Source organism: Streptomyces sp. URMC 126, assembly GCF_051386555.1.
In the GTDB taxonomy this organism is placed as follows: domain Bacteria; phylum Actinomycetota; class Actinomycetes; order Streptomycetales; family Streptomycetaceae; genus Streptomyces.
On record NZ_JBPQTX010001079.1, the window covers coordinates 1 to 255 of the forward strand.

Consider the following 255-nt stretch of genomic DNA (forward strand, 5'->3'; position numbering starts at 1 on the left):
GTGCCAAGCAACAACGCCGAGACGGCGCCCACGCAGCGCGACCGTCACCTCCAGGTGATCCAAGAACGTGGTCGGGTCGGCTGGCAGAAGGCCTTCAACTACGGTCGGCGGTCCTTGGGCGAGGTAGCGACGATGCGCTACAAGGCCCTGATTGGTTGCCGCCTCCACGCCCGGGCTCTGCCAACACAGAAGACCGAAGCCGCTGCTGGCTGCAAGGTCACCAACATCATGACCCAGCTTGGCATGCCTGTGTCC

1 pseudogene is annotated in these 255 nt (G+C 64.3%); it reads left to right on the forward strand.

Annotated elements, in window-relative coordinates:
• Window positions 1–255, forward strand: a pseudogene (locus tag ACSNOK_RS35170) (IS5/IS1182 family transposase); the annotation flags it as partial.